Annotated in this window: 27 protein-coding genes; 9 read left to right on the forward strand and 18 right to left on the reverse strand. The window is 58.6% G+C overall.

The features are described 5' to 3' along the window. Positions 1-80 precede the first annotated feature (80 nt). A complete protein-coding gene (locus tag J2X66_RS08090; RefSeq protein WP_310263017.1) occupies positions 81-1172 on the reverse strand; it encodes an aminopeptidase in 1092 nt (363 codons plus the stop codon). A 60-nt stretch (positions 1173-1232) separates the two neighbouring features. On the opposite strand from J2X66_RS08090, the gene J2X66_RS08095 reads away from it, so the two are divergent. Both J2X66_RS08095 and J2X66_RS08100 read left to right on the forward strand, forming a co-directional pair. After that, positions 1233-1655, forward strand: coding sequence for a hypothetical protein (locus tag J2X66_RS08095; RefSeq protein WP_027926117.1), 423 nt, complete (start codon positions 1233-1235; stop codon positions 1653-1655). A 41-nt stretch (positions 1656-1696) separates the two neighbouring features. Continuing rightward, positions 1697-2119 (forward strand): hypothetical protein, encoded by a 423-nt coding sequence (locus J2X66_RS08100; protein WP_027926116.1) that lies wholly within the window; start codon positions 1697-1699, stop codon positions 2117-2119. A gap of 6 nt (positions 2120-2125) precedes the next feature. Here the strand turns inward: J2X66_RS08100 and J2X66_RS08105 are convergent, their stop codons facing one another. Next, positions 2126-2365, reverse strand: a complete 240-nt coding sequence (locus J2X66_RS08105; protein WP_310263018.1) for a DUF1161 domain-containing protein — start codon at positions 2363-2365, stop codon at positions 2126-2128. Positions 2366-2514: 149 nt separating this feature from the next. Then, positions 2515-2946: an OsmC family protein gene (locus tag J2X66_RS08110; protein ID WP_310263020.1), complete on the reverse strand. Its 432-nt coding sequence runs from the start codon at positions 2944-2946 to the stop codon at positions 2515-2517. A 244-nt stretch (positions 2947-3190) separates the two neighbouring features. Here J2X66_RS08110 and J2X66_RS08115 point away from each other — a divergent pair, with 244 nt between their 5' ends. Beyond that, on the forward strand, positions 3191-4192 hold the full coding sequence (locus J2X66_RS08115; protein ID WP_310263022.1) for an LLM class flavin-dependent oxidoreductase: 1002 nt from the start codon (positions 3191-3193) through the stop codon (positions 4190-4192). A 65-nt stretch (positions 4193-4257) separates the two neighbouring features. On the opposite strand, the gene J2X66_RS08120 is transcribed toward J2X66_RS08115, so the two are convergent. Beyond that, entirely contained in the window at positions 4258-4479 is a 222-nt protein-coding gene (locus J2X66_RS08120; protein ID WP_310263024.1) for a DUF1161 domain-containing protein, read from the reverse strand. A 122-nt stretch (positions 4480-4601) separates the two neighbouring features. Further along, a complete protein-coding gene (locus tag J2X66_RS08125) occupies positions 4602-4817 on the reverse strand; it encodes a dodecin (protein ID WP_310263027.1) in 216 nt (71 codons plus the stop codon). Positions 4818-4971: 154 nt separating this feature from the next. Between J2X66_RS08125 and J2X66_RS08130 the strand changes: the two genes are divergently transcribed. Further along, entirely contained in the window at positions 4972-5298 is a 327-nt protein-coding gene (locus J2X66_RS08130) for a YqjD family protein (protein WP_140665532.1), read from the forward strand. Here the strand turns inward: J2X66_RS08130 and J2X66_RS08135 are convergent. Further along, positions 5295-6188: a LysR family transcriptional regulator gene (locus J2X66_RS08135; protein WP_027926110.1), complete on the reverse strand. Its 894-nt coding sequence runs from the start codon at positions 6186-6188 to the stop codon at positions 5295-5297. The genes J2X66_RS08130 and J2X66_RS08135 overlap by 4 nt on opposite strands. 111 nt (positions 6189-6299) lie before the next feature. On the opposite strand from J2X66_RS08135, the gene trpB reads away from it, so the two are divergent. The 3 genes from trpB (at position 6300) to J2X66_RS08150 (ending at position 8909) form a co-directional block, all read left to right on the forward strand. Next, a complete protein-coding gene (gene trpB, locus J2X66_RS08140; RefSeq protein WP_310263031.1) occupies positions 6300-7520 on the forward strand; it encodes a tryptophan synthase subunit beta in 1221 nt (406 codons plus the stop codon). After that, on the forward strand, positions 7520-8332 hold the full coding sequence (trpA, locus tag J2X66_RS08145; protein WP_027926108.1) for a tryptophan synthase subunit alpha: 813 nt from the start codon (positions 7520-7522) through the stop codon (positions 8330-8332). The genes trpB and trpA overlap by 1 nt, the downstream gene beginning before the upstream one ends. Positions 8333-8453: 121 nt before the next feature. Then, positions 8454-8909, forward strand: coding sequence for an anti-virulence regulator CigR family protein (locus tag J2X66_RS08150; protein WP_059181873.1), 456 nt, complete (start codon positions 8454-8456; stop codon positions 8907-8909). A 53-nt stretch (positions 8910-8962) separates the two neighbouring features. Here the strand turns inward: J2X66_RS08150 and J2X66_RS08155 are convergent, their stop codons facing one another. From J2X66_RS08155 to J2X66_RS08205, 11 genes are all read right to left on the reverse strand, one after another. After that, positions 8963-10924 (reverse strand): DUF4105 domain-containing protein, encoded by a 1962-nt coding sequence (locus J2X66_RS08155; RefSeq protein ID WP_310263034.1) that lies wholly within the window; start codon positions 10922-10924, stop codon positions 8963-8965. Then, a complete protein-coding gene (locus tag J2X66_RS08160) occupies positions 10921-11241 on the reverse strand; it encodes a DUF2388 domain-containing protein (RefSeq protein ID WP_027926105.1) in 321 nt (106 codons plus the stop codon). The genes J2X66_RS08155 and J2X66_RS08160 overlap by 4 nt, the downstream gene beginning before the upstream one ends. A gap of 27 nt (positions 11242-11268) precedes the next feature. Next, a complete protein-coding gene (locus tag J2X66_RS08165; protein WP_310263035.1) occupies positions 11269-11586 on the reverse strand; it encodes a DUF2388 domain-containing protein in 318 nt (105 codons plus the stop codon). Between the two features lie 107 nt (positions 11587-11693). Continuing rightward, a complete protein-coding gene (locus J2X66_RS08170) occupies positions 11694-12014 on the reverse strand; it encodes a DUF2388 domain-containing protein (RefSeq protein WP_027926103.1) in 321 nt (106 codons plus the stop codon). A gap of 142 nt (positions 12015-12156) precedes the next feature. Then, positions 12157-12366 (reverse strand): DUF1127 domain-containing protein, encoded by a 210-nt coding sequence (locus J2X66_RS08175; protein ID WP_310263038.1) that lies wholly within the window; start codon positions 12364-12366, stop codon positions 12157-12159. 256 nt (positions 12367-12622) lie between these two features. Then, positions 12623-12838: a DUF1127 domain-containing protein gene (locus J2X66_RS08180; RefSeq protein ID WP_007947887.1), complete on the reverse strand. Its 216-nt coding sequence runs from the start codon at positions 12836-12838 to the stop codon at positions 12623-12625. Between the two features lie 319 nt (positions 12839-13157). Beyond that, positions 13158-14651: an acetyl-CoA hydrolase/transferase family protein gene (locus J2X66_RS08185; protein ID WP_310263040.1), complete on the reverse strand. Its 1494-nt coding sequence runs from the start codon at positions 14649-14651 to the stop codon at positions 13158-13160. A gap of 214 nt (positions 14652-14865) precedes the next feature. Next, entirely contained in the window at positions 14866-16299 is a 1434-nt protein-coding gene (locus J2X66_RS08190) for an NAD(P)(+) transhydrogenase (Re/Si-specific) subunit beta (RefSeq protein ID WP_027926100.1), read from the reverse strand. After that, positions 16299-16622, reverse strand: a complete 324-nt coding sequence (locus J2X66_RS08195; protein ID WP_007947884.1) for an NAD(P) transhydrogenase subunit alpha — start codon at positions 16620-16622, stop codon at positions 16299-16301. Before J2X66_RS08195 ends, J2X66_RS08190 begins: the two co-directional genes overlap by 1 nt. A 15-nt stretch (positions 16623-16637) precedes the next feature. Further along, positions 16638-17759, reverse strand: coding sequence for a Re/Si-specific NAD(P)(+) transhydrogenase subunit alpha (locus tag J2X66_RS08200; protein ID WP_310263044.1), 1122 nt, complete (start codon positions 17757-17759; stop codon positions 16638-16640). 435 nt (positions 17760-18194) lie between these two features. Continuing rightward, positions 18195-19094 carry a LysR family transcriptional regulator gene (locus tag J2X66_RS08205; RefSeq protein ID WP_310263048.1) on the reverse strand — a complete coding sequence of 300 codons (900 nt, stop codon included), beginning with the start codon at positions 19092-19094 and terminating at the stop codon, positions 18195-18197. A gap of 158 nt (positions 19095-19252) precedes the next feature. Here J2X66_RS08205 and J2X66_RS08210 point away from each other — a divergent pair, with 158 nt between their 5' ends. Further along, positions 19253-20434 (forward strand): acyl-CoA dehydrogenase, encoded by a 1182-nt coding sequence (locus tag J2X66_RS08210; RefSeq protein ID WP_027926097.1) that lies wholly within the window; start codon positions 19253-19255, stop codon positions 20432-20434. A gap of 13 nt (positions 20435-20447) precedes the next feature. After that, on the forward strand, positions 20448-21668 hold the full coding sequence (locus J2X66_RS08215; RefSeq protein ID WP_310263051.1) for a CaiB/BaiF CoA-transferase family protein: 1221 nt from the start codon (positions 20448-20450) through the stop codon (positions 21666-21668). On the opposite strand, the gene J2X66_RS08220 is transcribed toward J2X66_RS08215, so the two are convergent. Continuing rightward, positions 21646-21865, reverse strand: a 220-nt coding sequence (locus J2X66_RS08220) for a hypothetical protein (protein WP_310263053.1), incomplete at its 5' end; no start/stop codon positions are given. The genes J2X66_RS08215 and J2X66_RS08220 overlap by 23 nt on opposite strands.

Here is a 21865-nt window from a genome sequence, read left to right on the forward strand (position 1 = left end):
TCGCGAGCAGGCTCGCTCCTACATTGGATCTGTGAACACAGGGCTATTGTAGGAGTGAGCCTGCTCGCGATGAGGCCTTTTCAGCCGCTGTAATTCTTTGATTCTGCCAAGGCTTTCAACGCCGCCTTGCGCTCCTCAAGCGGCAACGCTCCCAACTGCTCAACCGCCGCATAAAACCTCACCCAATCCCCACCCTCCTGCTGAAACAACGCCGCAAACCCCGGTACCCATTGGTCATACAACCCAAACGGCACCAGCCGGGCATTGTTCATCGGCGCATTAACCCAGGCGTCATAGCGTCTGTCCCCCGCCCATTGGCTGTCACGTAACTGCCGGTATTCGCTGCGCAGTCGCTCGAACTCAGCGGCCTTGCGCTGGCGCATCTGGTCCGTCGGCAAGGGCAGGGCGTAAAGCGTTTCAAGGCGAGTGCGAGTCTCCAGCACCAATCGGGTGAATTGATCCCGGCGCCGCACCTGTGCGCCGTTGTCCAGTGGCAGGCCTCGGGATGCACGCCATTGGCGCGTGCCTTCCTGCTCGACGAAGCTGGCGAAAGACTCGTTGAACTCGGTGTCGTCCTTCACATAAACACGTTGATGCGCCAGCTCATGGAAAATCAGGGTCGCCAGCCGCTCGTCGCCCCAGCCCATCATTGAGCTGATGATCGGATCGTTGAACCAGCCAAGCGTCGAGTACGCCTCGACACCCCCAATCGAAACGTCCATACCTTGCAGGCGCTGCACGGCGGCCTCGCCTCGGGCGGCGCTCTGGCTGTAGTAGCCGCGATAGGCAACGCAGCCGGCGATCGGGAAGCAATGGTTTTGCGGCTTCAGGGAAAATTCCGGGGTGACGAAGACATTCCAGACCACGAACGGACGGCCTATATCGGCGTACAGGCGATAGCTTTGATTGTCCGGCAGGTGCAGATGCTCACTGGCGAATGTCCGGGCTTTTTGCGATTGGGCCAGGTGCGCACGAAGTTTCTGATCGCGGGATGGATCGGCAATCACCTCGGCAACCGGCTCACGGGCCCGCAGCAATTGCAGCTGGCCACTGGCCAATTGGCTGTAATAGCTGACGCTGGCGCAACCGTTGAGCAACAAAAGCAACACACCCGGAAACAAAACGCGCAAAACGCGATCAAGTAACCCAAGGCTTGGAAACGGCCTGATCAAAATAAAATCATCCCTGGAAAGTCTGCCCGCAAGACTATCCCGCCTGACTGGAGCTGCGCTATGCACAAGTTGATGCTGACGGGGGGCCTGTTGTTGCTGACGGGCTGTGCTGGATTCGGATTCCCTCACCACGATCCGGCGCAAGCGTGGATTGACCTGGAATCAAAACAGCAAGACACGGCACTGCAAGCAGTGGAAGTCGATGACAAAGCCTCCGACGACAAGCGCTATTTCCAGGTGCAGCCCGGTAGTCATGAGCTGACGGTGCGCTACCAGTTCGCGGTTCAGCCGACCAATATCGGTCCTGACGCCGAGCCGTTGTGGCGTGACTGCCAGCTGAATGTGAAATTCAGCGACTTCAACGCTGGTGAACGCTATCAGCTGCAAGCGGGGAACATCGGTTTTCGGCCGTGGGCAAAACTCTATAACCAGCAGCGCAAAGTGATTGGCCAAGGCACACCGGCAGGCTGCCAACACACCTGATCAGCGTTATGCTGAATGTCCGAATCAGTGGAACATTCATCATGCGCAGGTTGATGCTGTTGCTCGCCGCCAGTGTGGTTGCTGGCTGTCAGAGCCCGTTGCCAGCGGTTAATCCGCAGATGGCCTGGGTCGACTTTTCTACGCCATTCCCCAACGACAAGTTGTTGATGGCCGAGCGACTGGATAAACAGCGGTTGAACGACGGGCGCTTTTTCCAGGTTACGCCCGGCAGCCACGTGTTGCTCGTTCGATTCGACTTTGAAATTCCCGGTGGGGGCGGGTTGGGGGTCATGGACGGTCCAACGGAACGGCTGTGCTACCTGACCATCAAGTACGATCATTTCGAAGCCGGTCAGCGTTATGTGCTGGTCGGCCAGTCGATCGTGTTTACGCCTGGTGCCCGGTTGTACAACGCCAAGCGCGAGATCGTCGCTGAAGACAGTGAGTCCTATTGCCTGATGTGAGGCAAATCAGCGGTCATTTTTTTGATAGATGATGGCTTTGGTACCGTTGTCACACGTGCCGACAATCATTGCGATGTCGTGCTTCTCGGCTTCTTCCTTCGAGACAATTTCCAGCGTGTAGGAGGGCACGGCGTTTGCCTGAATCTTGATTTCGATCTCGTTCTTGAGTTCTTCACAGGATTTCGGTGCGGCGAGGGCCGATGTGGCCAGTGCGCAACAGATAACGGCCAAGGCAAAACGTTTCATGGTTGAAGCTCCTTTGAAGCAGTGCGCAGGGTAATGCGCTTTCACTGCTGTCATTTATTCGACCACATTTTCGCGGGTCAGGTTTTGTCCGAGCGCAAAAAAAGACCGCAACCTGCTTGAGGCTGCGATCTTTTATCCGAGACTGTGGCTCAGCTGAGCAGTGTCGCATCCAGGCTGATTTTCGCATTCAACACCTTGGAAACCGGGCAGCCTTCTTTGGCTTTATTGCTCAGTTCCTCGAATTGCGCCTGAGTCGCCCCAGGGATTTTAGCCTTGAGGATCAACTTCACGGCCGTGATCGCAAAACCGCCATCCACCTGATCCAGTGTAACTTCAGCATGGGTATCGATGCTGTCAGCCTTGAGACCGGCATCGCCCAGAATCATTGAAAACGCCATGGAGAAACACCCGGCATGAGCCGCGCCGATCAGCTCTTCCGGATTGGTGCCTTTACCGCCTTCGAAGCGGGCCTTGAAGCCATAAGGCGCCTCTCTGAGTACGCCGGTTTCAGTGGAGATCGAGCCGATGCCGGTTTTCAGGTCACCTTCCCAATGAGCCGATGCTTTCTTCGTAATAGCCATATCTGCCTCCTAAAGTTCCCGGCACGCGTGTCGCGCCTTCGTGGTTTTCGGTTGCTAAGGGTTCTGAGGGTGGCCGGCGGTGCAAAGTTCACCCGATCTGGTTAATTCCTACCGTTTAGGTAGGTTTTTTTGCCTTGGCTATTGAAACTCGGGTATATGCCCTTATTGATGAAACACGCTTATGGATTCGGCAGGTTTTCGGTTACGAGAAAAAACCTGCGACCTCAATTGGAGTAGCAGGTTTATGAAACGACTGTCCGACATCAAGTTCTCGACCCTTGATCTGGTGCCCGTGCGTGAAAACGGCAGCGTGGCCCAGTCGCTGCGCAACTCCCTGGACCTGGCGCAACACGTCGAAAAATTCGGCTACAACCGCTTCTGGGTTGCCGAACACCACAACATGGACGGCATCGCCAGCTCGGCGACGTCGGTGTTGCTGGGTTATCTGGCGGGTGGCACCTCGACCATTCGGGTCGGTTCGGGTGGCGTAATGCTGCCTAACCACGCGCCGTTGGTGATCGCCGAGCAGTTCGGCACTCTGGAAAGTCTGTATCCGGGGCGTATTGACTTGGGCCTGGGCCGCGCGCCCGGATCGGATCAAATGACCGCCCGCGCGCTGCGCCGCGAACGTTCCGGCAGCGCCGACGATTTCCCGGAAGACGTGGCAGAACTGATGCGCTACCTCGGCCCGCGCACCCCGGACCAGCGGATCATCGCCATGCCCGGCACCGGCACCAATGTCCCGGTCTGGCTGCTGGGCTCCAGCCTGTTCAGTGCACAATTGGCCGGCGAGCGCGGTTTGCCCTACGCCTTCGCCTCCCATTTCGCACCGCGTTTCATGCATGAGGCGATTCGCGTCTACCGCAATCACTTCAAGCCTTCAGCGGTATTGGATAAACCCTACGTGATGCTCGGCGTGCCACTGGTGGCGGCGGATACCGATGAGCAGGCCGATTACCTGGCGACGTCGGTTTATCAGCGGATTCTCGCGTTGATGCGTGGACAGAGTCTGGTGCAACGTCCGCCGGTGAAAACCATGGACGGGTTGTGGCTGCCGCATGAGCGCGAAGCCGTCAGTGATTTCCTCGGCTTGGCCATGGTGGGCAGCCCGCAGAAAATCCGCGCCAAGCTGGATGTGCTGGTTGAGCAGACTCAAGCCGACGAGCTGATTTTCACCTGCGACCTGTATGAGCACGCCGACCGTATCCACTCCTATGAGCTGCTGGCGCAGGTCATGAAGGGCTGACGTTTGAAACGGCTATAAAAAAGCCGACGCATTGCGTCGGCTTTTTCATTTAAAGCGCGATCAGGCTACTTCTTGTAGACGATGACCTTGGCGCCCGCTTCGCATTTGCCGACAACTTTCCCGTCGGTGGCGGCGCCTTTATCAACGATTTCCAGCGAGTAACCGGCAACGCCCTTGGCATCCAGCTTCGCGGCGATTTCGGCTTTCAGCTCTTCGCACGGCTTGCCGCCAGCAAACGCTGTACCCGCAAGGCTCAACAAACCTATTGCCAAAATAAATTTCTTCATCGGTTGCATTCCCTGGTCGGATCAATAGGGGCATCCAGCCATTTGCCGGATGCACACATGTAGCGCTTTGCCATTCCCTATGGCACTCGGCCAGCGCGCAAGTTCAGAAGACTAGCTCAAACTCAGCTGCTGGCAATCCGGAACCCGACTTTGAGCGTCACCTGAAAGTGCGCCGCCTTGCCGTCCTTGATGTGCCCACGGGTTTCGGTCACTTCAAACCATTCCATGTGCTTGAGGCTTTTGCTGGCTTCAGCCAGTGCATTATTGATGGCGTCTTCAATGCTGGTGGTGGACGAGCCGACCAGTTCGACTTTTTTGTAGGTGTGATGGTCAGTCATGGCGTTCTCCTCTGGGTGTGAATTACAGCCTAGCAGTGATTTTTCGTCTTACTGGCGTCGGCCAATCTGAAAGGGACGTGCAGATTTACTGCACTTTCTCCAACCCCTGAAGTCCCAACCACACACGCCACTCAATCAATGCAGGAGAGCCATCATGGCCAACACTTCATTACGTAAAGCCTCATTGCAAAGCATGGAAGCCGAAATCGAGAGTCTGCTGAAATCGTTGGAAAGCCTGAAGGACGATGCGTCGGACGAGTCGCGTAGAACCCTCAAAACCCTGAAAGCCAACGCAGAAAGCGCGCTGAAACATTCCCGTCATCTGCTCAGCGATGCGTACGAAGACGTCAAAGTCAAAACCCGTGAAACCGGGATCGCCACTCGAGACTACGCCCAGGAACATCCTTGGACGACGGCCGGTGTTGCCGTGGGTGCGTTGGGTCTTCTAGCGGCCTACCTGCTGTGCAAACGCGGGGATTAATCCGCTCGGTGCAGTTCGTTCTTGAGCCACTGCGCCAGTTGCCGAGCTCGCCCGTCCGCGGCGCGCTTGGGTAGCCACAATGCCAGTTGCGCCGGGGTTTCACTGAAGCCCCATGGCGCAACCAGGCGACCGGCCTTCACGTCCTCGGCCACCAGCGGTTCCGGCGCAATCGCCACTCCAAGTCCTGCCACAGCGGCTTCCAGCAAGTAATACAAATGCTCAAATCCCTGACCGTACTTCAACGCCTTGGCGTCGAGGCCGCTTTGCTGCGCCCAACTCGGCCACGCTTGGGGTCGTGAGGTGGTGTGAAGCAACGGTTCGTTCAGCAGCGCTGTGGCCGGCGCGCCTTGCAACCTTTCGTAGCCGGCGAATCGCGGGCTCATGACCGGGCCGATCCGCTCACTGGTCAATTCATAGACCTGCATGTCCGCGGGCCATGGCGGCTCCGCAAACACCAGCAATGCATCAAGCCCCGGCCGACGTGGATCGAGATCGCCTTCGCCGGCGGACAGGTGCAGGCGCAGGTCTGGCAAGTCTGCATTCAGCCGTCCCAGGCGTGGAATAAACCAGCGTGCGAGCAAACTTCCTGAGCAGCCGAGCACGAAGGGCGCATCGGCGGTGCTTCGCGTCAGCTCCGCACACACCGTGCGTAACCGCTCGAACGCTTCGCCGCTGGCGTCGCGCAATCGAATGCCGGCATCTGTGAGTTTAAGGCCGCGACCGTCCTTGACGAACAGGCTGACCCCGAGGTGTTCTTCGAGCACCTTGAGTTGCCGGCTGACCGCGCCATGGGTGACGTGCAGCTGTTCGGCGGCCTGACTGACGCTGTTCAGGCGAGCAGTGGCTTCAAAGGCGCGAAGGGCGTTCAGCGGGGGGAGGTCGTGGCTCATGGAATCTGTGAGTTTTCCTGACAGGTTGCGGCGATCTTATCGGTTTTCAGGGCGGGGCGTCAGGGGTAGAGTTAAGTCCATTGTCATCTCACGCATTCACTGGAGCGACCCATGACCCAGACTAATCTGCGCACCGGCCCCGACGCCAACGGCCTGTTTGGCGCGTTCGGTGGCCGCTACGTCGCCGAAACCCTGATGCCGTTGGTCCTTGACCTGGCCCGCGAATACGAAGCGGCCAAGGAAGATCCGGCATTCAAAGAAGAATTGGCCTACTTCCAGCGTGATTATGTCGGACGTCCAAGCCCTCTCTACTATGCCGAACGCCTGACCGAGTTCTGCGGCGGCGCGAAGATTTACCTCAAGCGCGAAGAGCTGAACCACACCGGCGCGCACAAGATCAACAACTGTATCGGCCAGATCCTGCTGGCGCGGCGCATGGGCAAGAAACGCATCATCGCTGAAACTGGTGCAGGCATGCACGGCGTGGCCACTGCCACCGTAGCGGCGCGTTTCGGTCTCGACTGCGTGATCTACATGGGCACCACCGACATCGAACGTCAGCAAGCCAACGTGTTCCGCATGAAGCTGCTGGGCGCTGAAGTGATCCCGGTCGTGGCCGGCACCGGCACCCTGAAAGACGCGATGAACGAAGCGCTGCGTGACTGGGTAACCAACGTCGACAGCACTTTCTACCTGATCGGCACGGTGGCCGGTCCGCACCCTTATCCAGCCATGGTTCGTGACTTCCAGGCCGTGATCGGCAAGGAAACCCGCGATCAGTTGCAAGCTCAGGAGGGCCGCCTGCCGGACAGCCTGGTGGCGTGCATCGGCGGTGGTTCCAACGCCATGGGCTTGTTTCACCCGTTCCTTGACGACAAGAGCGTCGAGATCATTGGTGTTGAAGCGGCCGGTTACGGCATCGAAACCGGCAAGCACGCGGCCAGCCTGAATGGCGGCGTACCGGGCGTGCTGCACGGCAACCGTACTTTCCTGTTGCAGGACGACGATGGCCAGATCATCGACGCCCACTCGATTTCCGCCGGCCTCGATTACCCGGGTATCGGCCCGGAACATGCGTGGTTGCATGACATCGGCCGCGTTCAGTACACCTCGGTGACCGACGACGAAGCCCTCGATGCGTTCCACAAATGCTGCCGTCTGGAAGGGATCATTCCTGCACTGGAAAGCGCCCACGCCCTGGCTGAAGTGTTCAAACGCGCACCGACCCTGCCGAAAGATCACCTGATGGTGGTCAACCTGTCCGGCCGTGGCGACAAAGATATGCAAACCGTGATGCACCATATGGAACAATCGACGCAGGAGAAACACTGATGAGCCGCCTGCAAACGCGCTTTGCCGAACTCAAGGAACAGAACCGCGCCGCCCTCGTGACCTTCGTCACCGCCGGCGACCCGAGCTATGACACTTCCCTGGCGATCCTTAAAGGCTTGCCCGCGGCGGGTGCCGATGTGATCGAGTTGGGCATGCCCTTCACTGATCCGATGGCTGATGGTCCGGCGATCCAGCTGGCCAACATCCGCGCCTTGGGTGCCAAACAGAACCTGGCGAAAACCCTGCAAATGGTTCGCGAATTCCGTGAAGGCAATACCGAGACACCGCTGGTGTTGATGGGTTATTTCAACCCGATCCACATGTACGGCGTACCGCGTTTCATTGCCGACGCCAAAGAGGCCGGCGTTGATGGTCTGATCGTGGTCGACTTGCCGCCGGAACATAACGGCGAGTTGTGCGACCCGGCTCAGGCTGCGGGCCTGGACTTCATTCGTCTGACCACGCCGACCACCGATGACGTGCGCCTGCCGACCGTTCTGAACGGCAGCTCCGGCTTTGTTTACTACGTGTCAGTGGCGGGTGTGACCGGCGCGGGCGCGGCGACGCTGGAACACGTTGAAGAGGCGGTTGCCCGTCTGCGTCGCCACACTGATTTGCCGATCAGCATCGGTTTTGGCATTCGGACCCCAGAGCAAGCCGCGTCCATTGCGCGTTTGGCCGACGGTGTTGTGGTGGGCTCGGCCTTGATCGATCACATCGCCAATGCTTCGACACCGGATCAGGCGATTGATGGCGTGTTGAGCCTTTGCGCGGCGCTGGCAGAAGGCGTGCGTAAGGCTCGCGTCAGCTGAAGGTAAAGTTCCTGATACAGAGGAATTAGCGCCACGCGGCACAGACTAAACAGCAAGACCGAGGGCTTCAGGACTACGTTCTGAAGCCCTTTTTGCTGTAGGTGCCGTGAGGAAAGACCCGATGAAAATGCCGAAACGTCTGATTGCCAGCCTGGGCGTGCTGATGCTGAGCGCGACCCCGTTGCTGCACGCGAACGCCGATCAGCGCGACAATCACGACCACGGCGGCCCGCAACAGGGTCAGTACGATAACCATGGCGACAATCATGGTGATGATCACCGCGATCATCAGGACAACCATCGCGGTGGCCCTCCGCCGCGCGACTTCGGTCCGGTGCGTCAGACGATCCACGAACACCACGAGTATTTCGTGCGCGGTGCGCCGCCACCTCCGGGTATTCATCTGGAACGCGGCCGGCCATTGCCTCACGGCTATTACGGTGAGCGTCTGGACAATCGAGCGCTGGGTCGACTGCCGTATTACCCAGGGTACGAATGGCGCCGGGCAGGGGGCGACATTGTGCTGATCGCCGTCGGCACCGGGATCGTGTACGAAGTGCTGGAAGGGGTGCTTTGATTTAACGTGCAGGCAAAAAAGGGCTTCGCGGATATTCCACGAAGCCCTTTTTCTTATGGCAGTTCCAACCCGCCGGCTGCTTTGTGCAGCTTGCGTAGATGTTCGCCAACCTGCTTCAGGTTGGCTTCATTGGCGGCCATTTCCGCTGCACGATCCGGTTCGAGCAGTGCGCGCACTTCCTTGTCCAGATCGCCCGTCAGCATCAGTAATTGCTTTTGGCGCAGGCTGCTTTCCGATTCCAGGCGTTGCCATTCACTCGGTTGGGGTAACCCGTAACCGCCGCTGCCAAGCAGTTCAGCCGGGCGACTGAGGTAGCCGCTATTGGCGAGGAGCTGTTGCAAGGTCGCATTGGCCTTGTCCATGCCGCCGTTTTCCAGATTCCGCGCGCCGAGGTAGCGTTGCTTCACTTCGTCCTGGGCCAGCAGCAATTGTTGGCGGAAGGCAGCTTGTTCCAGCAACAGCAATGCCGCGCTGGTGCGCAGGTCAGCCTGCTCGAACCATTGCCGGCGCTCGACCGCTTTCAATGCCAGCCAGTCCTCGACTTTGTCCTGCTTGATCGGTAAGCGCTTTTTCAGGACGTCGAACATGGCTTGATAGCGGTCACGGAAGGAGTCGAAGCGATAGCCCAGTCGTAGCGCTTCGCGTGGATCGTCCAGCACGCTGGTGTCGGCCAGCCCCCGGCCCTTCAGCACCGCCAGCAAGCCGTTGGGCATGATGTTATCGAGCCCGACCAGTTTTGGGTTGTTGGTGCCACCTCGCAGCAGTTTCAGCTCTTCCACCGCGCAATTGTTGGAGAGGAAGAAGTAGTTGCCGTCGTAACTCCAGTGCATCTCGGCGGCACGTTCCACTACATCTTCGATCTCGTTGCGCGACAGGTTCAGCGGCACCGAAGCCAGGCTGCGCAGTTCGGTCTTGGTGTACTCGTCGATAACCTGGGCGAGCGGCAGGACAAACAGGCGCGACGGGTATTTACCGACCAGTCCGTCCCAACTCGAGAGCTGCACATCACCAACGAAGGCGCGGTAGGACAAGACCAGATGCTGGTCCAGATCGAGACGGCAGTCGGGGCCTCGTGGTCGTCCCGGCGCACAGATCACCAGACGCAGCATGCTGTGACCCCAGCGACTGACCCAGTTCTGATTGGCTTCGGCCAGCAAGTAGTCGACGGCATAGACCCGTTCCGGATCAACCTGCCCGAGGGGTGTTTTGGCAAAGTCATTGCCGGCGTTGAGGAAAGCGAAGGTTTTGGCGCAGGTGTCTTTCGCCGCCGGCGCCCAGCCGAAGTGTTCCTGGTAGTAGCGGTACAGCGCCGGACGACGGCAGGCGTAGCTCGGGTCGAGGAGGAAATACTCCATGTTGACCGCAACGAACTCTTTGGGGCTGTCCGTTTCGTAAATGTCCGGGCTGCGCGCGATCTGGCGGTTGTGCTGTTCACGTTCACCGCGACGGCCGACGTATTGTTGCCAGCCAGCGAGGTCGAGCAGGCGCGGATCGTCGCTAAGGGTAAAGCGCCGATCATTCTGGCCACGGCACTGATCGGGAATCCCCACCAGTCCCGAACTGCTGTTGCGCCGGGTGCAGCGTTGAATCAGCTTTCGGTCCGCATCTGGCCAAAGGCGCGAACGATCATAGATGTGAGTCAGTTCGTGCAACACCGTGGCGAGCATTTCGCGGCGGACGGTGCCGTGGGGGCGATTGGTTTTGCGGGTCGCGGCGCTGCCGTCGGTGAGGCTGGCGAGCAGGTTGCGATTCAAGTCGAGTTCGGACACCAGCGTCGCCTGGCCGTAGGCGTTGCTCGGCATATTGTCGGTCCAGCCGACATCGATACGCCGGTCCAGTTGCTCGATGAACCGTGGCGGCAGCGCCTGCATGGCTTCATCGAGCAATGCCTGGCTGGCTTGCTGTTGTGCGGGGTTGAGGCCTTCAGTCTTGAGCTGTAATTGCAGGCTGGCGTGGGCCGTGCTGCCGATTAGCATCATGACCCCGGCCAGCAGCCAGGCGGCTGACGGCCTCACAGTGCGAGGATGGCTTCGGCGAGTACCTGGTCACTGGCATCCCGGGCTTCCGGCACGCGAATGCGTAGGGTATTGAAGGCCGCTTCGAGGTGCGCGCCGCGGATATCGCCATCGCTGGCGACGAAACTGGCGGCGTCATCGTGGGCTTCGCGAATGATCTTCGAGTCACGGATGGAGGTGGTGGTGTCCGAGGTGAAATCAAGCGTGCGCTGAGTGGCACGAATGAGCATGTTACTGGTGGCAACCAGGGTATGGGCCTGGGCCACGTCAGCCAACAACAGCAGGCCAAGGGTGGCGGCAATCAGCGGGTTACGCATGGAACAACTCCGGAAAAACAAGGATAACTATTGGACGAGAATTGCTTGTGCCAGTTCAAGGTCGCTTGCATGAAGTTTTGGCCGGGAATGGCGCAGGTAAATCAGGGCCGATTCCAGCTGTGCTCCGCGCATTTGGCCGTCACTGGCGATGAAGGCCGCGGCATCATCGTGCGCGGCGAGCAGCAGTTTACGGTCGAAGGGCGCGGAGGTCACCAGACTGGAGCCATAACCACTGGCGACAGTGCCTTGTGTAGAAAGATTGAAGGCATCGAAAGCGTGTGCCAAGCCCGACCAGCAGGCCACAAGCAATAGGGGTGTGAACAGCAACCTTGAATGAAAATGCATGAGACTCGTTAGCTGAAAGCGAGTCCCAAGGCTAGCGCAACACCCGGGCTAGAGCCAGCGCCGAAACATAGGGACACGTTGGGCGTGTCCCGCGTCAGGAGTGTCGCTTAGATGGTCAGGATGGCTTGTGCCAGTTGTGCATCGGATGCGTTCAGCTGTGGCGACTGGTGGCGAATGTAATCGAGTGCACTTTCCAGTTTTACGCCACGGATGGCGCCTTCGCTGGCGACGAAGCTGGCGGCATCATCGCGAGCTTCACGCACAATCTTGTTGTCCTTGAACGAAGATGAAACGACGTCGGTGGTTGCATCGGATGTGGCCTTTAACGCTCTGACGACAGAGTCAGTGGTCACGATAAAGCTGGAGGCGTGAGCATTGGCAGCCACGGCAAGCAGGGCTGCGACACTGAGAAAGCGAAGACGGGACATGGTGTAACTCCTTTGGAAAACCGATGGAGAGGTGGCGAGGTATCTGCGGGTTCAGACGTCTGTCCTACAGCGCTCGCCACGTTCTGATCGAATATTAGGCGCTTTTATCCATTCAAACAGCCCCGTCTGTACTGGCAGGACATTAGCGCCAGAACGGTTTATCCAGTTCGTTGAGACGGTCGGCGTGGCTGATGCCCAGGTCTGACAATTGCTGCGCGTCGAGTCGCCCCAACAAGCGCCGCGTTCTGGCCCGTTCCAGGCAACGGAAGAGCGTTGTCCACGCATGTTGAAGTGTGGTGAAACGAGGTATCGATTGCGACGCAAGAGCGGAAACATCTTGTAAGTTATTCATGGCGCGATCCTTGTGCTTGGAAATGAGACTCCAGGGTGATCCCCTCTGTTCTTGCGAAACAGGCACACCGCGCTGAAATTGTACTTGTACAGTGTTAGTTATTAACTAACTGTACTGGTCTTATAGAGCTCCCTTTGTTTTTCGGGTTTCAGGACCCAAAACGACAAAGCCCGTCGTGGTTTCCCACGACGGGCTTTGTTTTTTCAATCTGGGATGCTGGCAGTGGACCCGATGGGTCAGGGCCAGCGACGCTAAGTTAGCGCCAGAACGGCTTGCTCAGCTCTTCGTAGCGTTGTGCTTCGCTAATCCCGGCGTCAGCCAGCAGACGCGAATCCAGGCGAGCCAGTTGGTGGCGGCTGGAGATGCGGCGCTGCCACAGCATCAGGTTGGCGATAACGCGCAGAGGCATGGAAGCCTGGGTTTTTGCAGCAGTGTCTTCGAAGAACAGGTCGGAACTGAGTGTACGTTCCATGATTGACATCCTTCCGCTTGTGGCGGGATTAGGTAGTGGTTTAACTGGTGCCCATGATCCTCTCGTTTGCCTAGTCTCTGTAGATACAGTTCACCTGTATTGTGAGGGACCAGTTAACTGTTAATAGGGGGTGTACTGGTCAAAATTGAGGCAACTGTATCTGTCTGCACCGATATAGTGCATTTTTGCTCGTTTGGTCTGAAAGTGTAGGCAGTTCCGGTAGGAAATGACCAGTACAGCAGTACAGTTTTAAACGGATTTTTGGTTGGCAACGGCAGGCTGACGAAATTGTGTTTGCGTCAGCCGCCATCTGTATCAATTACGCCTTGAGCATGCGCCCGGTTTCTTCCAGGTTGATGTGCCAACTCAGTGCATCACGCAGGATATGTGGCGTATGCCCGCCAATCGCGCAAGCGGCGGTGAAGTAGTCGTCCAGGGCCTGGCGATAGTCCGGGTGCACGCAGTTGTCGATGATGACCCGCGCCCGTTCCCGGGGTGCCAGCCCACGCAAGTCGGCGAGGCCGATCTCGGTAACGAGGATGTCCACGTCATGTTCCGTGTGGTCAACGTGGCTGACCATCGGCACGACACTGGAGATCGCGCCGCCCTTGGCGATCGATTTGGTGACGAAGACGGACAAATGCGCATTGCGCGCGAAGTCGCCCGAGCCGCCAATGCCGTTCATCATCCGTGTGCCGCAGACGTGGGTGGAGTTGACGTTGCCGTACAGGTCGAACTCCAGCGCCGTGTTGACGCCGATGATACCCAGTCGGCGCACGACTTCAGGGTGATTGGAGATTTCCTGTGGGCGCAGGACCAGTTTGTCCTTGTAGCGCTCGAGGTTGCCAAACACGTCGGCGTTGCGGCGACTCGACAAGGTAATCGAGCTGCCGGATGCGAAGCTCAGTTTGCCGGCGTCGATCAGGTCGAAGGTCGAATCCTGCAGCACCTCGGAGTACATGGTCAGTTCTTCGAACGGCGAATCAATCAGGCCGCACATCACCGAATTGGCAATGGTGCCGATGCCGGCCTGCAGCGGGCCGAGCTTGTTGGTCATGCGCCCGGCGGCCACCTCTTGCTTGAAGAAGTTGATCAGGTGGTCCGCGATGGCTTGGGTATCGGCGTCGGGTGGCAATACGGTGGACGGCGAATCCGGCTGATTGGTGATCACGATCGCGACGATCTTCTCCGGCGGGATCGGGATAGCGGTGCTGCCAATGCGGTCATCAACTTTCACCAGCGGAATCGGCGTACGGGTCGGGCGATAAGTCGGGATATAGATGTCGTGCAGACCTTCGAGATTCGGGTTGTGCGCCATGTTGATCTCGACGATCACGTGTTTGGCGAAAATCGCGAAGCTGGCCGAGTTGCCAACCGACGTGGTCGGCACGATATGGCCGTGCTCGGTGATTGCCACCGCTTCAATCACCGCGATGTCCGGCAACTTGAGTTGCTGGTTGCGCAGTTGCTCCACGGTTTCCGAGAGGTGCTGGTCGATGAACATCACCTCGCCCGCATTAATAGCCTTGCGCAGGGTGCTATCGACCTGGAACGGCATGCGTCGCGACAGTACACCGGCTTCGGTGAGCTGTTTGTCGAGGTCGTTTCCCAGGCTGGCGCCGGTCATCAGGGTGATTTTCAGCGGCGAGACCTTGGCGCGCTCGGCCAATGCCTGAGGAACGGCCTTGGCTTCGCCGGCGCGGGTGAAGCCACTCATGCCGACGGTCATGCCGTCTTCAATCAGAGCAGCGGCGTCGGCGGCGCTCATCACTTTATCCAACAAGGAAGGCAGGCGAATACGGTCACGGTACATGGATTGTTATCTCGGGCAACGGGAAGCAGGATGCGCAGTCTAGTGAATAACACCGACTCCTGTCCCGCTACCAAGGTCGCAAACGAGGCGTCTATTTCGGGCCTTTTGAGCAAAACACCATTACCGGACCGGTAACAAAAGCGTCGTTTTGTTGGACGATTTGCGCAAACAAAAACGCCCCGACGAGTCGGGGCGTTCTGTGTGTCGCTGAGGGTTACTCGACGGCTTTGACCATGTCCTCGATGACTTTCTTGGCGTCGCCAAAAACCATCATGGTCTTGTCCAGGTAGAACAGCTCGTTGTCCAGACCGGCATAGCCGCTGGCCATCGAGCGCTTGTTGACGATGATGGTCTTGGCCTTGAACGCTTCCAGAATCGGCATGCCGGCAATCGGCGATTTCGGATCGTTCTTCGCGGCCGGGTTGACCACGTCGTTGGCGCCCAACACCAGCACCACGTCCGCCTGACCGAACTCGGAGTTGATGTCTTCCATCTCGAACACCTGGTCGTAAGGCACTTCGGCCTCGGCCAGCAAGACGTTCATGTGGCCAGGCATCCGACCGGCAACCGGGTGGATCGCGTACTTCACGGTCACGCCGCGATGGGTCAGCTTCTCGGTCAGTTCTTTCAGCGCATGCTGCGCCCGTGCCACAGCCAGGCCGTAGCCCGGAACGATGATCACGGTGTCGGCGTTGGTCAGCAGGAACGTCGCGTCGTCAGCCGAGCCGGATTTCACCGGACGGGCTTCCTTGGCGCCGGCCGGACCTGCATCGGCAGTGTTGCCGAAGCCGCCGAGCAGCACATTAAAGAAGGAACGGTTCATCGCCTTGCACATGATGTACGAGAGGATCGCACCGCTTGAGCCCACCAGCGAACCGGCGATGATCAGCATCGAGTTGTTCAGCGAGAAGCCGATACCCGCCGCCGCCCAGCCGGAGTAGCTGTTGAGCATCGACACGACGACCGGCATGTCCGCGCCGCCAATCGGGATGATGATCAGCACGCCAAGCACGAAGGCCAGGGCCAGCATCAAGGCGAAGGCACTCAGATTGCCCGTCAGCATGAAGGTCACGCCGAGGCCAAGCGTCGCCAGGCCCAACAGGAGGTTCAGCTTGTGCTGGCCGCCGAACTGTACCGGTGCGCCCTGGAACAGGCGGAACTTGTACTTGCCCGACAGCTTGCCGAAAGCGATCACCGAACCGGAGAAGGTGATTGCACCGATGGCTGCGCCGAGGAACAGCTCCAGACGGTTACCCGCCGGAATCGCGTCGCCCAGTTGCTTGACGATGCCCAAGGACTGCGGCTCAACGACAGCAGCAATGGCGATGAATACGGCGGCCATACCGATCATGCTGTGCATGAAGGCGACCAGTTCCGGCATCTTGGTCATTTCAACGCGCTTGGCCATGATCGAGCCGGCGGTGCCGCCGACCAGCAGACCGACGATGACGTAACCGATACCGGCGGTGGCCAGCTCGGCGCCCAGCTTGTAGATGAGGCCAACGGTGGTGAGGATCGCCAACGCCATGCCGAGCATGCCGTACACATTGCCGCGCCGGGATGTGGTGGGGTGCGACAGACCTTTGAGGGCCTGGATAAAGCAGATCGACGCGATCAAGTAGAGCGTCGTGACAAGGTTCATGCTCATTACTTGGGCGCCTCTTCTTTTACGACTTTCGGGGCTTTTTTCTTGAACATCTCAAGCATCCTGCGAGTCACCAGGAAGCCACCAAAGACGTTCACCGCCGCCAGGGCCACCGCGAGGGTGCCCATGGTTTTGCCCAGTGGCGTGACGGTCAGCGCCGCCGCCAGCATGGCGCCGACGATAACGATGGCCGAGATGGCGTTGGTCACGGCCATCAATGGCGTGTGCAGTGCAGGTGTAACGTTCCAGACCACGTGGTAACCGACATAAATCGCCAGCACGAAGATGATCAGGTTGTAGATACCGGGGGAGATAAGCTCTTCCATCGTCTGAATCCCTGCTTAGGCGTTTTTGCGGATGACTTGGCCGTCGCGGCACATCAGGCACGCGGCGACGATATCGTCTTCGAGGTTCACTTCGAACTGGCCTTCTTTGTTGAAGACCAGCTTCAGGAAGTCCAGCAGGTTGCGTGCATACAGCGCCGAAGCGTCTGCCGCCACTGCACCGGCCAGATTGGTCGGGCCACAAATGGTCACGCCATTCTCGACGACGACCTGATCCGCCACGGTCAGCGGGCAGTTGCCGCCCTGAGCCGCCGCGAGGTCGATGACCACCGAGCCCGGCTTCATCTGCGCTACGGTTTCCGTGCTCAACAGCGTCGGTGCCTTGCGACCCGGAATCAGTGCGGTGGTGATGACGATGTCAGCCTGCTTGGCGCGTTCGTGCACGGCCAGGGCCTGACGCTGCATCCAGCTGGCAGGCATTGGTCGCGCGTAACCGCCGACACCGACGGCGCATTCGCGCTCTTCATCGGTTTCGTACGGTACGTCGACGAATTTCGCACCCAGGGATTCGATTTGTTCCTTCACCGCCGGACGTACGTCCGAGGCCTCGATCACCGCGCCCAGACGCTTGGCCGTCGCAATCGCCTGCAAACCGGCCACACCTGCGCCGAGAATCAGCACGCGCGCCGCTTTCACGGTGCCCGCAGCGGTCATCAACATTGGCATGAAGCGCGGATAGTGATGCGCGGCCAGCAACACGGCTTTATAGCCGGCGATGTTCGCTTGCGAGGACAGCACATCCAGGCTCTGCGCGCGGGAGGTGCGTGGCGCGGCCTCCAGGGCGAAGGCGGTAATGCCGCGTTCGGCGAGCTTGGCGATGGTTTCATTGCTGAACGGATTGAGCATCCCCACCACAACGGTGCCGCTTTTAATCAGCGTCAGTTCGCTGTCGCTGGGAGCGACCACCTTGAGAATCAGCTCGGCACCAAACGCATCGTTGGCGCTGCCAATCGATGCGCCTGCCGCTTCATAAGCACTGTCGACAACACTGGCATTAATGCCGGCGCCGCTTTGCACAGTGACTTTATGACCCTGGCCGATCAGCTTCTTGATGGTTTCCGGGGTTGCAGCAACCCGTGTTTCACCCGTCTGGGTTTCGAGAGGAACACCAATGTGCACGTCAAATCTCCTGCGTGATCTTATTGAGTAAACCCAGGCACTTCGGATGGTGCGGCTGGGGCGGCCGATCAGCACGATCCCGCCGAATCAGGGCGGGGCGCGGCATTTTGCAGGCGAACTTTGTGCCCTTCAAGGGATTATGACGGGTGACGGAAAATTAACTACAAGTCACCCCGTGACCGAATGTCGCAACTAACCGGCTCAAGCCCTTGAAAGCCGTGACTTGTAAGGGGTTTCGTTGAAAATTTGCAAATTACATATCTTTACGGTGAATGAGGCATCATTGGCTACCGATAGCGGCGCAAAGCCACGTCATCAGGCGCTTGTGGGACGTTTGTACTGTTTCTCGGTACAGTCTGTGTATATGCGACATATAGTTATATCTGTAGGGCTTTTACTTTATTGACTACGGGGTCAGTTAATTAGCTGAAGCCTTTAACCTTCTAGGTTGTAGCTGTGCGCTTGATTGAGCAGCCAGTCGCGAAATGCCTTTAAAGACGCCGATTCCACCTTTCGCTCGGGAATCATCAGGTAATAAGCCTTGATGCTCGACAATGCCTGCAGGCTGGCTGTCACCAGGCGCTTCTCCGCCAATTCGCGCTGAATCAGGAACGGAGGAATCAGTGCGATACCCATGTCGTGCATGGCCGCTTGGGCAAGCATGGAGAATAGCTCGTAGCGCGGTCCTGTCATGTCCCGAGGGATATTGAGGTTCTGCGAGTTGAACCACTGACGCCATGCATATGGGCGGGTGGTCTGTTGCAGCAGGGGGAGCTCGGCGATCTCGACGGGTGTCAGATTTGCCTTCTTGCCCAGTAGGGCCGGGCTGCACACCGGCATCGGATTTTCGCCCATCAACCTGTGGGATTCAGTACCTGACCAGTCGGCGTCACCGAAGTAAATCGCCGCGTCGAAGTCAGTGTCGGCAAACAGAAAGGGCCGAGTACGGTTCGTAAGGTTGACTGTCACTTCCGGATGCTTCTGCTGGAAGTCCTTGAGTCGCGGCAGCAGCCACTGGGTGCCAAAGGTCGGAACCACCGCCAGTTCGATCACGTTGGCACCCTGTTGCCCCATCACCGACAACGTGTCCCGCTCCACCGCATCGAGTTGTGTGGCGACGCGACGGCTGTAGGAAAGTCCGGCTTCCGTCAGCTTCACACCACGCCGCGAGCGTCGGAACAGTTCGACGCCAAGGAACTCCTCCAGGCTGGCGATCTGTCGGCAAATGGCACCTTGGGTCAGCGAAAGCTCCTGGGCAGCCTTGGTGAAGCTTTCATGGCGTGCGGCCGCTTCAAAGCTGATCAGGGCCGTTGTGCTGGGGATTTTCCTGCGCATGTACGTCAACCTCACTAATCCATCGCATAAAGGCTCTTTTGCGATGTTACGGAGTGAGAAATTAGCACAACAGTATGCAAAATCCTCGTTTGCCGTAATACCGAACCCGGCCTAGGATCAGTCCACGCAATTTGACCCCGATTCGAGAGGACACACTCATGGGCGGTAAAGCTAGCTTCAACTGGATCGATCCTCTGCTGCTGGATCAACAGCTCACTGAAGAAGAACGCATGATTCGCGACACTGCCGAACAATTCGCTCAGCAGAAGCTTGCCCCGCGCGTTCTCGAAGCTTTCCGTCATGAGAAGACTGATCCGGCGATCTTCCGTGAAATGGGTGAAGTCGGCCTGTTGGGCGCGACCATCCCTGAGCAGTACGGCGGCAGCGGCCTCAATTATGTCAGCTACGGTCTGATCGCTCGTGAAGTCGAGCGAGTCGACTCCGGCTACCGCTCGATGATGAGCGTGCAGTCCTCGCTGGTGATGGTGCCGATCAATGAATTCGGCACGGAAGCCCAGAAGCAGAAGTACCTGCCGAAACTGGCTACCGGTGAGTGGATTGGCTGCTTCGGTCTGACCGAGCCTAACCACGGTTCCGACCCGGGCGCGATGATTACTCGTGCGCGCAAAGTGGAAGGCGGATACAGCCTGACCGGCAGCAAGATGTGGATCACCAACAGCCCGATCGCTGATGTGTTCGTGGTCTGGGCCAAGGATGACGCTGGCGACATCCGTGGTTTCGTTCTGGAGAAGGGCTGGAAAGGCCTGAGCACTCCGGCGATTCACGGCAAGGTTGGCTTGCGCGCGTCCATCACTGGCGAAATCGTCATGGACAACGTTTTTGTTCCTGAAGAGAACATCTTCCCGGACGTCCGTGGCTTGAAAGGTCCTTTTACCTGTCTCAACTCCGCGCGTTACGGCATTTCCTGGGGCGCACTGGGCGCTGCCGAGTTCTGCTGGCACACCGCTCGCCAGTACACCCTGGATCGTCAGCAATTCGGTCGACCATTGGCTGCCACCCAGTTGATCCAGAAGAAGCTCGCTGACATGCAGACAGAAATCACCATGGCGCTGCAAGGCTGCCTGCGTCTGGGTCGTATGAAAGACGAAGGCACTGCGGCAGTCGAAATCACTTCGATGATGAAGCGCAACTCCTGCGGCAAGTCCCTGGACATCGCTCGTATGGCGCGCGACATGCTGGGCGGCAACGGCATCTCCGATGAGTTCGGTGTCGCGCGCCATCTGGTCAACCTGGAAGTGGTGAATACCTATGAAGGTACGCACGACGTCCACGCACTGATTCTCGGTCGCGCGCAAACCGGCATCCAGGCGTTCTATTAATAGGAGAACGTCCATGGGCGCGCTTTCGCATCTGCGGGTACTGGATTTATCGCGGGTACTGGCCGGGCCTTGGTCCGGTCAGATCCTGGCGGACCTTGGCGCTGAGGTGATCAAGGTCGAGCGCCCCGGCAATGGCGATGACACGCGCGCCTGGGGGCCTCCTTTTCTGAAAGACGCCTATGGCGAGAACACCAGCGAGGCCGCCTATTACTTGTCGGCCAATCGCAACAAACAATCGGTCACCATCGACTTCACGCGTCCGGAAGGTCAGAAGCTGGTGCGTGATTTGGCCGCCAGGTCGGACATCCTGATCGAGAACTTCAAGGTCGGTGGGTTGGCGGCTTATGGGCTGGACTATGCGTCGCTCAAGGCTATTAATCCGAATCTGATCTATTGCTCGATTACCGGGTTCGGTCAGACCGGCCCCTACGCCAAGCGTGCGGGTTATGACTTCATGATCCAGGGTCTGGGTGGCCTGATGAGCCTGACGGGGCGGCCGGAAGGGGATGAGGGCGCCGGGCCGGTGAAGGTCGGTGTGGCGCTGACAGACATTTTGACCGGGCTCTATTCGACGGTGGCGATTCTGGCAGCGCTTGCGCATCGGGATCACGACGGCGGCGGTCAGCACATCGACATGGCGTTGCTGGATGTTCAGGTCGCCTGTCTGGCTAACCAGGCGATGAACTTCCTGACGACGGGCAATGCGCCCAAGCGCTTAGGTAACGCGCACCCGAACATTGTGCCTTATCAGGATTTTCCTACAGCGGACGGCGACTTCATCCTTACCGTTGGGAACGATGGTCAGTTCCGCAAGTTTGCTGAAGTGGCCGGGCAACCGCAGTGGGCGGATGACCCACGCTTTGCGACTAATAAGCTGCGAGTGGCGAACAGGGCGGTGTTGATTCCGCTGATCCGCCAAGCGACAGTCTTTAAGACCACTGCCGAATGGGTCTTGCAGCTCGAGCAGGCTGGGGTGCCCTGCGGCCCGATCAATGACCTGGCGCAGATGTTTGCTGATCCTCAGGTCAAGGCGCGTGGTTTGGCGATTGAAATGCCCCACGCGTTGGCAGGGATGGTGCCGCAGGTGGCGAGCCCTATTCGTCTGTCCGAGACCCCGGTGGAATACCGTAATGCTCCTCCATTGCTGGGGGAGCATACGGAGGAGGTTCTGCAGCGAGTGTTGGGCCTCGGGGCTGATGCCGTGGCTGCTTTCAAAGAGGCTGGGGTGCTCTGAGGGCTTCTTCTATATAGAAGGGAGCTGTTTCCCCTTCTATATAGAGAGGAATCGGGTGGTTTTGCACCGTTCGGCAAGTTATTGATGGATAAGCCAAATCATTGCTTGACGGCAGATTCTGGATGTCTATAATTCGCCCCACTTCCGGCGCAGTCGAAACGGAAAACTCCTTGGTAAACAAAGAGTTACGCAGTTTT

The organism is Pseudomonas sp. 3296, assembly GCF_031456615.1.
Lineage (GTDB): Bacteria > Pseudomonadota > Gammaproteobacteria > Pseudomonadales > Pseudomonadaceae > Aquipseudomonas > Aquipseudomonas mucoides.

Excerpts from the sequence above, each read along its gene's own strand:
- J2X66_RS08095 (WP_027926117.1), top strand. The coding sequence starts at position 1,233 with ATGCACAAGTTGATGCTGACGGGGGGCCTGTTGTTGCTGACGGGCTGT.
- J2X66_RS08100 (WP_027926116.1), top strand. The coding sequence starts at position 1,697 with ATGCGCAGGTTGATGCTGTTGCTCGCCGCCAGTGTGGTTGCTGGCTGT.
- J2X66_RS08105 (WP_310263018.1), bottom strand. The coding sequence starts at position 2,365 with ATGAAACGTTTTGCCTTGGCCGTTATCTGTTGCGCACTGGCCACATCG.
- J2X66_RS08110 (WP_310263020.1), bottom strand. The coding sequence starts at position 2,946 with ATGGCTATTACGAAGAAAGCATCGGCTCATTGGGAAGGTGACCTGAAA.
- J2X66_RS08115 (WP_310263022.1), top strand. The coding sequence starts at position 3,191 with ATGAAACGACTGTCCGACATCAAGTTCTCGACCCTTGATCTGGTGCCC.
- J2X66_RS08120 (WP_310263024.1), bottom strand. The coding sequence starts at position 4,479 with ATGAAGAAATTTATTTTGGCAATAGGTTTGTTGAGCCTTGCGGGTACA.
- J2X66_RS08125 (WP_310263027.1), bottom strand. The coding sequence starts at position 4,817 with ATGACTGACCATCACACCTACAAAAAAGTCGAACTGGTCGGCTCGTCC.
- J2X66_RS08130 (WP_140665532.1), top strand. The coding sequence starts at position 4,972 with ATGGCCAACACTTCATTACGTAAAGCCTCATTGCAAAGCATGGAAGCC.
- J2X66_RS08135 (WP_027926110.1), bottom strand. The coding sequence starts at position 6,188 with ATGAGCCACGACCTCCCCCCGCTGAACGCCCTTCGCGCCTTTGAAGCC.
- trpB (WP_310263031.1), top strand. The coding sequence starts at position 6,300 with ATGACCCAGACTAATCTGCGCACCGGCCCCGACGCCAACGGCCTGTTT.
- trpA (WP_027926108.1), top strand. The coding sequence starts at position 7,520 with ATGAGCCGCCTGCAAACGCGCTTTGCCGAACTCAAGGAACAGAACCGC.
- J2X66_RS08150 (WP_059181873.1), top strand. The coding sequence starts at position 8,454 with ATGAAAATGCCGAAACGTCTGATTGCCAGCCTGGGCGTGCTGATGCTG.
- J2X66_RS08160 (WP_027926105.1), bottom strand. The coding sequence starts at position 11,241 with ATGCGTAACCCGCTGATTGCCGCCACCCTTGGCCTGCTGTTGTTGGCT.
- J2X66_RS08165 (WP_310263035.1), bottom strand. The coding sequence starts at position 11,586 with ATGCATTTTCATTCAAGGTTGCTGTTCACACCCCTATTGCTTGTGGCC.
- J2X66_RS08170 (WP_027926103.1), bottom strand. The coding sequence starts at position 12,014 with ATGTCCCGTCTTCGCTTTCTCAGTGTCGCAGCCCTGCTTGCCGTGGCT.
- J2X66_RS08175 (WP_310263038.1), bottom strand. The coding sequence starts at position 12,366 with ATGAATAACTTACAAGATGTTTCCGCTCTTGCGTCGCAATCGATACCT.
- J2X66_RS08180 (WP_007947887.1), bottom strand. The coding sequence starts at position 12,838 with ATGGAACGTACACTCAGTTCCGACCTGTTCTTCGAAGACACTGCTGCA.
- J2X66_RS08185 (WP_310263040.1), bottom strand. The coding sequence starts at position 14,651 with ATGTACCGTGACCGTATTCGCCTGCCTTCCTTGTTGGATAAAGTGATG.
- J2X66_RS08190 (WP_027926100.1), bottom strand. The coding sequence starts at position 16,299 with ATGAGCATGAACCTTGTCACGACGCTCTACTTGATCGCGTCGATCTGC.
- J2X66_RS08195 (WP_007947884.1), bottom strand. The coding sequence starts at position 16,622 with ATGGAAGAGCTTATCTCCCCCGGTATCTACAACCTGATCATCTTCGTG.
- J2X66_RS08205 (WP_310263048.1), bottom strand. The coding sequence starts at position 19,094 with ATGCGCAGGAAAATCCCCAGCACAACGGCCCTGATCAGCTTTGAAGCG.
- J2X66_RS08210 (WP_027926097.1), top strand. The coding sequence starts at position 19,253 with ATGGGCGGTAAAGCTAGCTTCAACTGGATCGATCCTCTGCTGCTGGAT.
- J2X66_RS08215 (WP_310263051.1), top strand. The coding sequence starts at position 20,448 with ATGGGCGCGCTTTCGCATCTGCGGGTACTGGATTTATCGCGGGTACTG.